Source organism: Pararhizobium sp. (assembly GCF_965279435.1).
Taxonomy (GTDB): Bacteria; Pseudomonadota; Alphaproteobacteria; order Rhizobiales; family Rhizobiaceae; genus Pararhizobium.
The window spans coordinates 268,750-281,099 of the sequence record NZ_CBDIHY010000003.1; the positions used below are offsets into that span (position 1 = coordinate 268,750).

11 protein-coding genes are annotated in these 12,350 nt (G+C 61.3%); all 11 read right to left on the minus strand.

Going from position 1 to position 12,350, the window contains the following annotated elements; translation table 11 throughout:
• Nucleotides 1–33 precede the first annotated feature (33 nt).
• The 11 genes from ACQY8Q_RS06955 to ACQY8Q_RS07005 all read right to left on the minus strand — a co-directional run bounded on the left by ACQY8Q_RS06955 (nt 34) and on the right by ACQY8Q_RS07005 (nt 12,296).
• On the minus strand, nt 34–894 hold the full coding sequence (locus ACQY8Q_RS06955) for a TIGR01459 family HAD-type hydrolase (protein WP_428425947.1): 861 nt from the start codon (nt 892–894) through the stop codon (nt 34–36).
• A complete protein-coding gene (locus ACQY8Q_RS06960; RefSeq protein ID WP_428425948.1) occupies nt 891–2,180 on the minus strand; it encodes an FGGY-family carbohydrate kinase in 1,290 nt (429 codons plus the stop codon). Before ACQY8Q_RS06960 ends, ACQY8Q_RS06955 begins: the two co-directional genes overlap by 4 nt.
• A complete protein-coding gene (locus ACQY8Q_RS06965) occupies nt 2,177–3,232 on the minus strand; it encodes a class II aldolase/adducin family protein (RefSeq protein ID WP_428425949.1) in 1,056 nt (351 codons plus the stop codon). The genes ACQY8Q_RS06960 and ACQY8Q_RS06965 overlap by 4 nt, the downstream gene beginning before the upstream one ends.
• Nucleotides 3,233–3,247: 15 nt before the next feature.
• Complete coding sequence (locus ACQY8Q_RS06970) at nt 3,248–4,762, minus strand: glycerol-3-phosphate dehydrogenase (protein WP_428425950.1); 1,515 nt, start codon at nt 4,760–4,762, stop codon at nt 3,248–3,250.
• A gap of 207 nt (nt 4,763–4,969) precedes the next feature.
• On the minus strand, nt 4,970–5,641 hold the full coding sequence (locus tag ACQY8Q_RS06975; protein WP_428425951.1) for a class II aldolase/adducin family protein: 672 nt from the start codon (nt 5,639–5,641) through the stop codon (nt 4,970–4,972).
• 10 nt (nt 5,642–5,651) lie between these two features.
• Nucleotides 5,652–6,689 carry a 2-hydroxyacid dehydrogenase gene (locus ACQY8Q_RS06980; protein WP_428425952.1) on the minus strand — a complete coding sequence of 346 codons (1,038 nt, stop codon included), beginning with the start codon at nt 6,687–6,689 and terminating at the stop codon, nt 5,652–5,654.
• Nucleotides 6,690–6,699: 10 nt separating this feature from the next.
• Entirely contained in the window at nt 6,700–8,262 is a 1,563-nt protein-coding gene (locus tag ACQY8Q_RS06985; protein WP_428425953.1) for an FGGY-family carbohydrate kinase, read from the minus strand.
• Nucleotides 8,262–9,386 (minus strand): ABC transporter ATP-binding protein, encoded by a 1,125-nt coding sequence (locus ACQY8Q_RS06990; protein WP_428425954.1) that lies wholly within the window; start codon nt 9,384–9,386, stop codon nt 8,262–8,264. Before ACQY8Q_RS06990 ends, ACQY8Q_RS06985 begins: the two co-directional genes overlap by 1 nt.
• Nucleotides 9,383–10,501 (minus strand): ABC transporter ATP-binding protein, encoded by a 1,119-nt coding sequence (locus ACQY8Q_RS06995; RefSeq protein WP_428425955.1) that lies wholly within the window; start codon nt 10,499–10,501, stop codon nt 9,383–9,385. The genes ACQY8Q_RS06990 and ACQY8Q_RS06995 overlap by 4 nt, the downstream gene beginning before the upstream one ends.
• A gap of 3 nt (nt 10,502–10,504) precedes the next feature.
• On the minus strand, nt 10,505–11,362 hold the full coding sequence (locus ACQY8Q_RS07000; protein ID WP_428425956.1) for a carbohydrate ABC transporter permease: 858 nt from the start codon (nt 11,360–11,362) through the stop codon (nt 10,505–10,507).
• Between the two features lie 10 nt (nt 11,363–11,372).
• Nucleotides 11,373–12,296, minus strand: a complete 924-nt coding sequence (locus ACQY8Q_RS07005) for a carbohydrate ABC transporter permease (protein ID WP_426126472.1) — start codon at nt 12,294–12,296, stop codon at nt 11,373–11,375.
• Nucleotides 12,297–12,350: the final 54 nt, after the last annotated feature.

Genomic DNA, 12,350 nt, shown 5'->3' on the forward strand with positions numbered 1-12,350 from the left:
GCAAAAGTTCAGACGGCGTGAACGCGGCGAGCCTTAAATCTCTGACCAGACAAATGCCGGCAGGATGAAGTCGGGCGTGGCGCCATGCTCGGTAAACAGCGCCTGACGCTCCGCATCCGACGCGGTTTCCAGAATACCGGTCGTCACCAGGAGCGATTTCAAACCGGCACCCGCAGCACCGGCAATATCGTGCTCGATACTGTCGCCAATGCAGCAGATTCTCTCCGGGGAGACGTCCCCGAGAAATTCACGCGCCGTCGCATAGATGTCCGGAAACGGCTTGCCGATCCAGCGCACCGTGCCACCCAGCTTTTCGTAGAGCTCGGCGATCCGCCCTGCCCCGAAGGCTGTGCCGTTCTTCGTCAGCATGATCTTGTCCGGATTGGTGCAGAGGCATGGCACGCCGCGAACGGCTGCAGGCGCCAATGGCGTTTCGTAGAACGACAGCGGATGCACATCGCCTTCGCTGGCAGCCAACAGGACGAAGTCCGCATCCTCGCCGCTATCAGTCCGTGTCAGATCAAGTCCATCCAGCGGCGAGGTATCACCATCGCGGCTGATCAGCAGGCATTTGCGGGCAACTCCGCTTGTTCCCTGCCCGCTTTCCTTTTCCAGGATACGCCAGGCGACCTCGCCGGATGTCAAAAACCAGTCCCAGCTCTTCGGATCGAAACCAAGGGCTGCGAGACGCCGGTCATTCTCCGCCGAACGCTTGCCGGAATTGGACAGGATGATGATCGTCTTGCCTGCCTGCTTCAGCCGGAGAAGCGTGTCCGCAGCGTGCGGATACGGCCCCTTGCCATCCCGAAGCACACCGAACTGGTCGATCAGGAAAGCGTCGAACCGATCAATAATCTCATCCAGACCGGAAATTGTCAGTGGCCCATACGTCATAACACACCCGCCGATTTCGCGCCGATCAAGGCGAGCCGCGCGGTTCCGGCAGCCGCCTCTTCCGAAGCCACCGGTAGAAACGGAACCGAAACCTTCCGATTGCGGATCGCCGTCCAGACTGTGTTCTTCGCACCACCGCCAACTGTGCGGATGGAACGCAAGGCCGGGCTGCCAAGCGAAACAAGCCGCTGATAGGCCAATGCCTCGACACCGGCGATGCCCTCGAAGATCGCCTTCAGAAATTCGGCATCGCTTTCCGGCCGTGGCGTCATACGCGGCTTCATCGCCGGATCGTTGACCGGAAACCGCTCCCCGTCCTTGACCAGCGGATAATAGTCGAGCCCTGTATCTGTGGCGGGATCGATTTCCGCTGAAAGCGCTGCAATCCGCTCATTGTCGAAATGTGCCGCCAGCACCACGCCGCCGGTATTGGAGGCGCCACCCGCCAACCACATATCGCCGATCCGGTGACTGTAGAGACCGTATTCCGGCGCAAACAGCTGCCGGTCGGAGAGCATCTTCACTGTCAGAGTCGTCCCGAGCACCGAGACAGCGTCGCCGGGCTGATCCGCACCCGTCGCCAGAAACGAGGCACAGCCATCCGTGGTCCCGGCGACAATGACGACATCATCCGCAAAACCAAAGGCATCTGCCGCATCCTCGGAAATTCCAGCAATCGGCGATCCTGCGGGCAGGACATCCGGCAGCAGATCGAGCCGCATGCCTGTCGCGGCAATCCAGTCCGGCCAGGAGCGCGACACCGGATCATAGCCGGTCTTCAAGGCATTGTTCTCGTCGGAGACATCGTAGAACCCGGTGAAATGCCCGGCAAGCCAGTCGGCCTGGTGAATGATCCGGAAGACACCCGGCACGGATTGAAACAACAACGCCTTCGCCAGCCCCGATGTCGCCCCATGGGCAGCACTTTCCTTCGACGCATGCGCCTTGATGCGCGCGAGGATATCCGCTTCCTCGACCGGATCGTTATACATCATCGGCACAGCCAGCGGCGCGCCGTCGGCGCTGACCGGCAGCATGGTGCCGGAGGTGCCGTCGATCGCAATCGCCCGGACCTGTTTGCGGTCGATCGCGTCCAGCACCTGCCCCAACGCCGTCTGCACCGCCTGCCACCAGACAATCGGATCACGGTGATCGGCGGAAAAATCCGCAAGCTTCGACGAGCCGGAGGCGACTATGTTGAAGGCAGCATCCATCGCCACCGCGCGGGCGCCGGATGTGCCGATATCGATGCCGATCACCAGCGGCTTGTCTGCGGCAGAAGTCATTGTAACGCCTTCCCGGCCCGGTTCAGTTCCTGCCGGTATTTTTCCGCGTCCCAGCCGAGCAGCTCGGCATTCTCTGCATCCGTCAGGTAGCGCAGCCGCGCGCCCTCACCGATCCGGCCAAGCACATCCGACAGGCAGCGTGCCATCGCAAGCGCCCCGGCCGTGATTTCCTTCGAAACCAGCACACCCTTGCCCGGAAACAGCAGTACCGGCGGTAACGGCAATCCTTCACCCCTATGCCGGTCCTCGATCGAGGCTGCCGTGTCGCCGGGTGCCGCCACAAAGGAGCCGCGCCCGAGAAAGATAACGTGGTCCGGATAGAGACTGCCACCGGCAGCAATGCGGCAGCTGGCGAGATCCGTGGCGACATCGTGGATCAGATTGTCCTCCGACAGCACAAAACCGCTGCCGACAGCAAGCCGCGACAAGGCCGTGAGGTCCGCATCCGGCGCCTTTCGGCGCGGCAAGGCGAGCCTCTGGGAAACCTCGGCGAGTAACAGTTCAGCCTCCGCCACCGTTTCAGCGGCAACGGCAAGGCCGTGATTGCCGAGGATCAGTACGCTGGTATCCGGGCGGATCCGCGCCGCAATCGCTTTTGCCAGCGGAAGACCGGGCCGCGCATAGGGCACGAACACGTGCGGAATTCCGGCGAGCTTCGATGCGGCGATGGTTTCGCCGTTGACCTGGACCGCTGTCGCGATGGTCTCGACGCAATGAACGTGGATCACCACTTTCTGCGGCATCAGCGCGTGCACGGTCGTTTCGATCGATGGCCGCAAGCCGGACGGGTTGCGATCCTTGATGACGAAATCCTGCGCCTTCTCAGTGGAGGGATCGTCGCGTTCCAGCGCATCGAGCAAAGCGTCGAGCGCCACCGGCACCATTACATCGCGCTGCCTTGCCTGCATCAGCCAGAGGCCCGATGCCTTGATCCAGAGCGTGCCGCCTTCCTTGATCGAGGTATTGCCGCCGGCCGCCTGCACCAGCGCCGGGTCGGCACCGACGCGGGCCGAAACATCCAGAAGGGCTTCGAATTCAGAACTTTTCACCATTGTCTCCGATATATCTCAAGCCGCCTGCGATTGCTGCAGACACCAGGACGCAAAAGCCTCGCGCTCGGCCGGTGTCATGTGCAATCCATGTTTGGTGCGGCGTTCCAGAATGTCCTGCGGCGTCTGCGCCCATTCGGTCTCGATCAGGAATCGCGCCTCGCGTTCGCGCAACAGCTTGCCGAAGGAAGCACCGAGATCATCGAGCGACGCCGCGTTGCCAAGCAGATCATACGCCCGTGTGCCGTAAAGCCTTGCATAATGCTTGGCGAGATCGGCCGGCAGCCAGCGGTATTTCGCCCGGAGATCGCCGAGAAACTGCTCGAAATCCGCCTTTGGCATATCACCGCCGGGCAGAATTCCCTTGGAGGTCCAGCCCGGTTTCATCGCCGGGAAGAACGGCCTGATCTTTTCCAGCGCATGTTCCGAAAGCTTGCGGAACGTGGTGATCTTGCCGCCGAACACGGAAAGCAGCGGCGCCTTGCCACCCTCAGCATCCACCTCGAAAATATAGTCGCGCGTCACGGCGGAAGGGTTTTCCGCATTGTCGTCATAGAGTGGCCGCACGCCTGAGAAGCTGTGGACGACATCGCTCAGCGTCAACTGCTGCTTGAAGTAGCGGTTCACCGATTTGATCAGGTAGTCGATCTCGTTGGCATCGGCTTTCACATCTTCCGGGCGCCCCTCATAGGGAATGTCAGTGGTACCGATCAGCGCCAGGTCGTTTTCGTAAGGGTTGATAAAGATCACCCGCTTGTCCGGGTTCTGCACCAGATACGCCTGCCGCCCCTCCCAGAATTTCGGCACGATGATATGGCTGCCCTTGACGAGGCGGACATTGCGGCGGGAATTCAGCCCGGCAACGCGGCCGATGACATCGTTGACCCATGGCCCCGCAGTATTGACCACGCACCGCGCCTTCAATTCGCTCTTGCGGCCCGTCCCGGCCTCGGTCATCTCGATATCCCAGAGATCGCCATTGCGGCGCACCGAGGTGCAGGCGGTGCAGGTATGGATCTTCGCCCCGCGCTGTTGGGCGTCTAGTGCATTGAGCAGCACCAGGCGGGCATCGTCCACCCAGCAGTCGGAATATTCGAACGCCTTGCGGTAATTCGTCTTGACCGGCGCCCCTTCCGGTGCCGTGCGTAGGTCCAGCGCGCGCGTGCCCGGCAGGCGCTTTCGGCCACCGAGATGATCATAGAGAAACAGCCCGAGACGCACGAGCCACGCCGGCCGGTCGGACGAACTGTGCGGCAGCACGAAACGCATCGGCCAGATGATATGCGGCGCGGATTGAAGCAGCACCTCGCGCTCGATCAGCGCCTCGCGCACCAGCCGGAATTCGTAATACTCGAGATAGCGCAAGCCGCCATGTACAAGCTTGCCGGAGCGCGAGCTGGTCCCCTGCGCAAGATCGTCCTTTTCACACAGAACAACCGACATGCCACGCCCGGCTGCATCGCGGGCAATGCCCGCGCCATTGACGCCGCCGCCAATGATGAACAGGTCGATGACGCCGGCTTCAGCACTCACGCTCGTTTCTCTTGTCCTGCGGCACTGCTTCTGTTTCGATCAATCGCACGTCAGGTTCCACAGTCTCCGTCATCCTCGGCCTTGTGCCGGGGATCCAGCGGCACCGCGTCTGCGGTGCCAAAGAGCCTCTCCACGCGACAGACGTCGCGTGACTGGTTTCCTGTGACAAGCACAGGAATGACGGAAGAAAACTGGAAGCGCATGTGGTCATCCATTCGCGGCCTTCTTCGCACCGTCTTGCAATCCGTAACTCGCAAAGCCCTTGCGGACGCCGGCAATCTCTTCTGCGGGCAACACGACCGGGCCGCCGATCAGCAGCGCATGGTAATATTGCTTGGCAATGGTCTCGAGCTCCACCGCCGCCCACATCGCCTTTTCGAGGCTGGCGCCGGTGGCGAGCATGCCGTGATTGGCCATCAGGCAGGCAGTGCGGCCCTCCATCGCCTTGAGGATATTGTCCGAAAGCTCCTTGGTGCCGTAACGCGCGTAATCGCAGACCTTCACATCGTCACCACCGAAGGCGGCGATCATGTAGTGGCAGGCCGGGATCGGCTTGTGGGCGATGGCAAGGATCGTCGAATAGATCGCATGTGTGTGGATGACCGCGTGAACCTCGGGGCGGCTCCGCATGATATCGAGATGAAAGCGCCATTCGGTCGAGGGTTTGCGCGGGCCGTCCCAGGCGCCGTATTCGCCCTCCAGCGGCACCGAGGCAATCATGTCCGGCGTCATCTCGTCATAGGGCGCTGCCGACGGCGTGATCAGCATCCGGTCTTCATAGCGCGCACTGATATTGCCGGAGGTGCCTTGATTGATGCCAAGCGCATTCATCTTGCGGCAATGGTCGATGATCGACTGGCGAACGTAATTCTCCGTCATCGTTCAGCCCTCAGCACGGATTGACCGGTGGCAGGCCGGCGATGTAACGCCGCACCTCTTCAGCCGCCATCTCGGCAGCATAGGTGACGGTGCGCACCGAAGCCCCGGCAATATGCGGCGTCAGCGTCACGTTCGGCAATTGCAACAGCGGCCAGTCGGCTGGAACCGGCTCGACGGCGAAGGTCTCCAGCATGGCAGACCCGAGCGGGCCGTTCACCAAAGCCTCATACATCGCATCATAATCACAAAGCGGTCCGCGCGCCGTGTTGACGAAGATCGCGCCCGGCTTCATCTTCGCGAAGCTCTCGGCATTCATCATATGCCGTGTCTCGTCCGACACCCGCGAATGCAGCGTCACGACATCGGAGCGCGACAGCAGGTCGTCGAAGCTCACATGCTCGACACCGGCATTGCGGTCATCGGCGGAGAGCTGGACATAGGGATCGTAGACCACAACCTTTGTTCCGAACGCTCGCAGCAAGCGCACCACCTTGGTGCCGATATTGCCGTAGCCGACGACGCCGACGGTCATTTCCGACAGCTCGCGGCCGGTCTTGTCGGCACGGTAAAGCTCGCCGCGCCATTCGCCCTTGCGCAGGGATTCATGGCCGGAACGGATCAGCCGGGTTTCGGCAAGGATGGCGCCGAGTGTGAATTCTGCAACGGCACTGGCATTGCGGCCGGGGGTGTTGACCACCAGAACACCGGCATCGCGGGCGGCATTCATATCGACATTGACCGGTCCGCCGCGGGAAACCGCGACGAATTTCAGGTCCGGCAGCCTGGAAAACATACCGCGCGAAAACGGCGCAAGCTGTGTAATGACCATCTCGGCATCACCAACAAATTCGATGATATCATCGGCCTTGCCCATATATTCCTTCAGGCCGTCCATGCCCTCCACCGCATAGCCATGCTCCATCGGCTCATCCGGCCAGGGCTGTTCGAGGAGACGGATATCATGCCCGTCGCCACAGGCTTCCACGACCTTGTCGCGAAAGACCGTCGGCAGCATGAACCGGTCTCCGATGATGGCGATTTTCTTCATTTCAGTCTTCCTATTCAGATGCCGGGGCGGCGCCGTGGGAAAGGGCGTGCCAAACCGGGCGAAGGGACAGGCGCGATTGCCTGTAGAGTGGAAACGCCGCGTTAAAACGCGCCGCCATGGCTTTGTCGGCCGGTTCCGCCGGCCGCTGGTAGGGGGTGACCCATTCCTTGACGCAATCTTCCATCGAGCCGTAAATGCCGAGCGAGACGGCGGCGATCATCGCCGTGCCGGCAGCCCCCGCCTCCTCGCGCTCGCTGGTCTGCACCGATGAGCCGAGCGCCCCGCCAAGAATGCGCCGCAAGGATGCGCTGCGCGCTGCCCCTCCGGTCAGCCGCACCCGCGATGGCAGCGGCCCCATCTCGACGTAACAATCGCGCGATGCCATGGCGAGACCATTGAAGACGGCACGAACCATGTCGGCAAAGCCGTGATTGAGATCAAGCCCGATAAAGGATGCCCGTGCAGACGCATCGACGAACGGACCGCGCTCTCCCGCCTCGGAAATATAGGGATGGAACAGCAGCGAGGTTTCCTTGGCCTCGGACAGCCAGCCTTCGACATGGCCGAGCAGTTCGGACTTGCTCTTGTCGATGCCCACGCCCTTCAGCACGCTGCCCGCCAGAGACAGGATCCAGTCGATATTCAGCGTCGCCGCCATGTTCGACTGCATCTGCGCATAGTGGCCTGATATCGGCAGGCACATGGTGTAGCCGGTCAGATCCTTGTTGAGCTGCACATCATCGGGGCTTTTCGCCAGCCGCATATGCATGCCGGTCGATCCGATGATCGAGCAGCCGGTATCGGTGCCCGGCTCGTAAAGCCCAGCCCCGAGCGAGGTGCAGACGACATCGACATAGCCGAGCACGACAGGCGTTCCGGCCAGAAGCCCGGTCAACGCCGCTGCCTTGTCATCAAGCGCATGCCGCGTCACCGCGCCATCGACGATCTCCGGCAGGAGGTAGCGTTGTTTGCGCAGATCGAGAAAGTCGATGACGTCCTCGGAATACTGCCGCGTGCGAAAATCTCCGAAGGTGAAGTTTGCCTCGGAAGGGTCGGTTGCCCGCTGGCCGGTCAGTTTGAAATAAAGCCAGTCCTTGCAATGAAATCCGGTCGTAGCACCTTCGATCATTTCCGGCGCGTTTTCCAATATCCACCTGAGCTGCGAACCCATCTGGCAGGCGGCAAGGCCGGAGCCGGTATGGGAAAAACGGGCGGCATCACCGCTGTCGCCCCGCAGGCGTTCGACGGTATCACCGGCGCGGGCGTCAAGCCAGAGCCAGCCCTTGCCGACGGGATCGCCATTCTTGTCGATCAGCCAAGTGCCGTCGCCCTGGCCCGTCACCGAAATTGCCGCGACCCGGCTGGCGAGGTTTTCGACCTTGCCGGCGAGATCGGCGAGCGTCTTGGCGGTATCGGCCCAGGTGCGGTCAAGATCCTGCACGACGCCTTTGCCGCCCTCGCTTTCATAGCTGTTGGCGATGGCGCAAGCCGCAATCTGCTTGCCGCCAAGGTCGAAGGCGACCGACTTGATGACGGAAGTTCCCGCATCGATCCCGATCAGGATATCACGCATCAGGCAAGCTCCTGCCCATGGCTGACGGCCCGGCCGCTCTCGCCGTCGAACACGTGCAGGCTCGAGGGATCAAGCCGGATACCGACATTCTCGCCGATCGCCAGGTTCGTGCGGTCATGCTCGACCAGCACCATCGTGCCGCCGGCAAAATCGGTGGCGATATGAGTCTGGTCGCCGAGCCACTGGTTCACTGCCACCTTGGCACCAACCCCACCTTCGCTGCGGCGAACGGCATAGGGCCGGATGCCGAGCACGACCTTGCTGCGCTTCATCAGTTCGGCCCGCACCTCATGGGAAAAGTCAGACGCCTTGTAGTCGAGCTTCACGCCCTCGTTCAGGCCGAAGGATACAGTATCACCGGTCCCGGAAATCCCCGCCGAAAACACGTTCATCGGCGGCTCGCCGACGAAGGTGCCGGTAAACAGGTTGGCTGGACGTTCCTTGATCATCTGCGGCGTATCGAATTGCTGCAGCACACCGCCTTCCATGACGGCGATCCGGTCGGCCAGCGCATTGGCTTCCGTCTGGTCGTGGGTGACGAGAATGGCGGTCAGGCCGCGCTCCTTGATGAAATGCTTGATGCGGCCGCGCAAAAGGGCACGCAACTGCGGCTCCAGCTGCCCCATCGGCTCATCGAGCAGATGCAGGTCGGCATCACGGATCAACGCCCGGCCAAGCGAGGCGCGCTGCTGCTGGCCGCCCGAGATCGAGCTCGGATAGCGGCCCATGATATCCTCGATCTCCAGCAGCTTGGCGATGCTGGCGACCTTCTCGTCAACAACACTCTGGGAAAGCTTCGAGGCCTTCAGCGCAAAGGCAATGTTTTCGCGCACCGTCAAAGGCGGATAGAGTGAGTAGCCCTCAAACGCCATGGCGACATTGCGCTTGACCGGTGCAAAGGTCTGGACCTCGCGTCCCTTCATCGCAATCGTGCCGCGCGACACGGCCTCGAAACCGGCGACCATGCGCAAAGTCGAGGTCTTGCCGCAGCCGGACGAGCCGAGAAGCGCGATGATCTCGCCCTTCTTCACATCCATGCTGAGCTGTTTGACGGCATGGACGCCGTGATCGATCGGGCCATAGAACTTGTCGACGCCCTTGATGAACAGTGCGGTCTCGCTCATGCCGCTTCTCCATTGCGTGTCATCGGGGTGGCGGCGGACCGGATCAGCCCGCCAGTCTCCTTGTCGAACAGGAAGGCCGCCTGACCATTGACGGCAATATGGGCGGGGCCGGACACGGGGCCTGGCGTTCCCGCCGGTCGCGACACCAGAATTTCCCGGCCGCGTGCCGTCAGAACCAGCGTGACGGTCTTTTCGTTCAGCGGTGTTTCAGCTTCCACCGTCACCGGAATAGCACCTGGAGCACTGGCATAGGTAAAGGCGATTGTCTCGGGCCTCAGACCGATGACGCAGGTCTTGCCGATTACATCGGATGGCATGCCTGGCAGTGCCACCTTCACATTAGAAAGTTCGACATAGACGCCATCCGGCCCGGATTTCGGCGTCACGTCGAGAAGATTGATCGTCGGATCGCCGAACAGACGGGCGATCTCGATATCCGCCGGTGCATTGTAGATATCCTCCGGCGTGCCGATCTGGCGGATGCGGCCTTGCGACATCACAGCGATCCGGTCGCCGAGCGCCATGGCTTCCTTGTAGTCCTGCGTCACATAGACGACCGTTGCACCCTGTGCGGCCAGCAGGCGCGGCAGTTCCAGCCGCATCTCGAAACGCAGCTTGGCATCGACATTGCGCAAGGGGTCGTCGAGCAAAAGCAGCGGTGGCGAACCGGCAAGGGCGCGGGCCAGAGCCGTGCGCTGTTTCTGGCCGTTGGACAGTGCTTTCGGGTGATGCGACAGAACATGGTCGATCTTCAAAAGCTTGGCGACCTTGTGTACCCCTGCCGAGATCGCATCCTTCGTCGCACTCGTCGCCGTCAGCGGGCTGGCGATATTGTCGAAGGCGCTCATATGCGGGAACAGGGCAAAATTCTGGAAGGCCATGCCGATGCCGCGATATTCGGCGTCGATATCTGCAACATCCTCGCCGCCGATCAGGATCTGTCCCTCCTCGGGATCGATCACACCGGCGACCAGCCGCAGCAACACGGTCTTGCCGGCACCGGATGGGCCGAACAGGACCAGCGTTTCGCCATCGGCTACATCCAGCGACAGGTTGTCGAGAACCGTGTTGGTCTTGTAGCGTTTGACAATATTTTTAAGCTGAAGCGTCGTCATGTTTTATCCCTTTACCGCGCCGAGCGACAGGCCTTCGACGAGGTAGCGCTGGGCGTAGAGTGCAAGTGCAAGCGTCGGCGTCACCGAAAGCACGATGGCGGACGCAATCTGGCCGTACTGGATGCCGGACGAGGTGACGAAGGCAAGCGCGCCGACGGTCACCGGCTGCTTGTCGGCCGAGGCCAGCACCAGCGCGAAAACGAAGTTGTTCCACGCGAAGATGAAGGCAAGCAGGCCGGCAGCCGCAATCCCGGGGCCCGCCAGCGGCAGGGCGATCTTGCGGAAGGTGGCAAACCAGGAATGACCGGCGATTCGATAGGCATATTCGACATCGGCCGAGATATCCTCGAAATAGCCGCGGACGATCCAGAGAATGAGCGGCAGGCAGATCAACTGGTAGACCCAGATCAGGCCGAAATAGGTGTCAGCCAGGCCGAGCCACTGGAAATATTGGGTCAGCGGCAAAAGCACCAGCAACGGTGGCGCAAAGCGGAAGGACAGGAGCGTGAAGGCGATATCTTCCGAACCCTTGAACTTGTGGCGGGCAAAGGCATAGGCGGCGGGCACACCAAGGACGAGCGCCAGCGCAACCGATGTCACCGACAGGAAGATCGAGTTGCCGAGATTGCGCATGAAGGCGATATCGAGCGTACCGGCCGCCGTCGTCAGCTTGCCGGTGATCAGGGCTGCATAGTTGGACAGCGTCGGCGTGAAGATCACCGAAGGCGGGATCGTCAGGATCGTCTCGTTGGTCTGGAACGACATCAGGAAGATCCAGAAGATCGGGAACATGAAGAAGATGACGACGAGCGTCAGCGCGATCAGCCGCAGCGTTTTTTCGAGCGTGGATGTGGTTTCCATGGTTTTCCCCTCACGCTTCGCCACGGGCGCGTTCGCGCAGCCGCAGCCAGTTCTTGATGAAGATATTCGACAGAAAGTAGGTGATCGCCCAGAGGATGACCATCAACGCTGCAGAGCGTCCGACATTGGTCGACTGGAAGAAGTTGAGATAGGCTTCCACCTGGAAAACGGTCAGCGTATTGCCCGGTCCCCCTTGCGTCATCGCATAGATGATATCGAACTGCTGGATACTGTCGAGCAACCGGAACAGCGTCGCCGTCAGGATATAGGGCGTCAGCATTGGCAGGGTGATGCGGAAGAACACGAAGGTTCTCGGCACGCCATCAAGGGCGGCGGCCTCGAACGGTTGGGTCGGCAGCGAGCGCAGACCGGCCAGAAGCAGGATCATGATGAAGGGCGTATAGACCCAGATATCGACGAGAACGACGGTTAAAAGCGCCGTGCTCGGCGACGAGGCCCAGCGAAAATCGTGCAGCCCGATCAGGCTTGCAAGGTAGCTCAGAATACCGAAGCTGGGATTGGTCATCAGCTTCCACATCAGCGCGGCGAGCGCCGGCGCAATCATCAGCGGCAGAAGCAGCATGATCGAGATGAAGTTGTTGACGGTCGAGCGGCGCTGCAACAGCAGCGCGATGCCGAGCCCGAGCAAAAGCTCCAGCGTCACGGTAATGCCGGCATAGAGCAGCGACACTTTCAGCGTGTTCCAGAAGGCGGGGTCAGTGAAGAAGTTGAGGTAGTTCTCACCCCAGTTGAACTGCCGCGCCCAGGGCTGGCTCAAGCGGTAGCGCTGGAAGGAATAGATCACCGCAGTGAAGAAGGGGATCAGAATACCGATGCAGACGAGCAATGCCGGCAGGCTCAGCACATAGGGCAGCATCTTCCGGCTGATGCGGAAACCTGAAGCCGGTTTGCGGAGGGGGGCTGTTGAAGCCATGTCGAGCTCCGTTCTTTGTCTTTGAAGAAAGCGCGCGGCACGCGGATCATCCCG